A 1,872-nucleotide genomic window follows, 5' to 3' on the forward strand; every position below is an offset into this window, starting at 1 on the left:
CCCCCCCCCCCCCCCCCCCCCCCCCCCCCCCCCCCCCCCCCCCCCCCCCCCCCCCCCCCCCCCCCCGCCTCTACAAAAGGCAAACCGCGTTCACGCCCCCTCACCTACAGTGGCCGCACACCCTTCTGGAGGCACGCCATGCGTCCCTCGATGTTCCAGGCCGGTGCGTCGCTGGCATTGCTGCTCAGCATGGCCAATGCAGCCGCCGAAGAACCCGCCCACGCTACTACGCCTCCCGACCGGCAACTGGCTCCTTTGTTCCAGCAGGTACAACGCGCGCACCTGTTTGCCGACCAGAAGACCTTCGCCGACGCCGTACCGCGCCAGCCGGCGGCGGCCGTACTGGCCGACTGGCAGACCGCGCAGCAGCAACCCGGTTACACGCTGCGCGATTTCGTCGCGACCCACTTCGACGTACCCGGCGATCCACCGGCCTACGTGCCGCCTGCAGGCGAAACTCTGCGCGCGCACATCGAAGGCCTGTGGCCGGTACTGCAACGGCATACCACCAGCGTCGATCCGCACGGATCGCTGCTGCCGTTGCCACACCCGTACGTAGTGCCCGGCGGCCGCTTCCGCGAGGTCTATTACTGGGACAGCTACTTCACCCTGCTCGGCCTGGCGTCCAGCCAACGCTGGCAGCAGGTGCGCGACATGGTCGACAACTTCGCCTGGCAGCTGGACCAGTACGGCCACATCCCGAATGGCAACCGCAGCTACTACCTCAGCCGTTCGCAGCCGCCGTTCTTCAGCCTGATGGTGGAACTGCTGGCCAGCCACGAAGGTGACGACGCGTACCGGCGCTACCTGCCGCAGCTGCGCATCGAACACGCATTCTGGATGCACGGCGCGGAGGGTCTTGCACCGGGCCAGGCGCGCGAACGCGTGGTGCGCTTGGCCGATGGCCAGCTGTTGAACCGCTACTGGGATGCGCGCGCCGTGCCGCGTACCGAATCGTGGACGGATGACCTGGCCACGGCGGCGCAGGCATCACAACGAGCGCTCTCGCAGGTCTACCGCGATCTGCGTGCCGGTGCCGAATCCGGCTGGGATTTCAGCTCGCGCTGGCTGGATGACCCCGCGCAGCTGTCCAGCATCCGCACCACCTCCATCGTGCCGGTGGATCTGAACAGCCTGCTGTTCCAGCTGGAACAGACGCTGGCGCGCGCCAGCACGGCATCGGGTGCGCGTGACGATGCCCGCCGTTTCCAGCAGCTGGCCGCCTCACGCCGCGCGGCCATCAACACGCAGCTGTGGGATGTGCGCGAGGGCTATTACGTTGACCGCGACCTGGACAGCGGCCAGCAGCGCCCTGCCCTGACCGCCGCGACGCTGTTCCCGCTGTGGCTGAAGATTGCCGACACTGCGCAGGCGCGACGCACCGCCGATGCCGTGGAAACCGGCCTGCTGCGCTCCGGTGGCCTGCTGACCACCCAGCGCGACACCGGGCAGCAATGGGATGCGCCGAACGGCTGGGCGCCGCTGCAGTGGGTGGCCGTGGACGGGCTGCAGCACTACGGCCAGCAGGCGCTGGCACGGACCCTGGGCGTGCGCTTCCTGCGCACGGTGCAGTCGGTCTACGAGCGCGACGGCAAGCTGGTGGAGAAGTACGTGGTGGATGGCTCGGCCAGCGGCGGCGGTGGCGGCGAGTACCCGCTGCAGGATGGTTTCGGCTGGAGCAATGGCGTGACCCTGGCGCTGCTCGACCGCCTGTGCGCGCCAGAGCGCACCTGCGAAAGCGCCGCCGACGTCGAATAAGCGCTTCTACAGCATCGAGCCATGCTCGACTGCTGTGGCCTTTGTAGAGTCGGGGGGGGGGGGGGGGGGGGGGGGGGGGGGGGGGGGGGGGGGGGGGGGGGGGGGGGGGGGGGG

Annotated in this window: 1 protein-coding gene; it reads left to right on the plus strand. The window is 69.9% G+C overall.

Going from position 1 to position 1,872, the window contains the following annotated elements:
* Positions 1–138: 138 nt before the first annotated feature.
* Entirely contained in the window at positions 139–1,758 is a 1,620-nt protein-coding gene (treA, locus tag NQ204_RS19530; RefSeq protein WP_256644701.1) for an alpha,alpha-trehalase TreA, read from the plus strand.
* The last annotated feature ends 114 nt before the right edge of the window (positions 1,759–1,872 follow it).

The sequence above is a fragment of the Stenotrophomonas testudinis genome, assembly GCF_024499815.1.
Classification (GTDB): domain Bacteria; phylum Pseudomonadota; class Gammaproteobacteria; order Xanthomonadales; family Xanthomonadaceae; genus Stenotrophomonas.

Coding starts and splice junctions, on each gene's coding strand:
- treA (WP_256644701.1), top strand. CDS start 139: ATGCGTCCCTCGATGTTCCAGGCCGGTGCGTCGCTGGCATTGCTGCTC.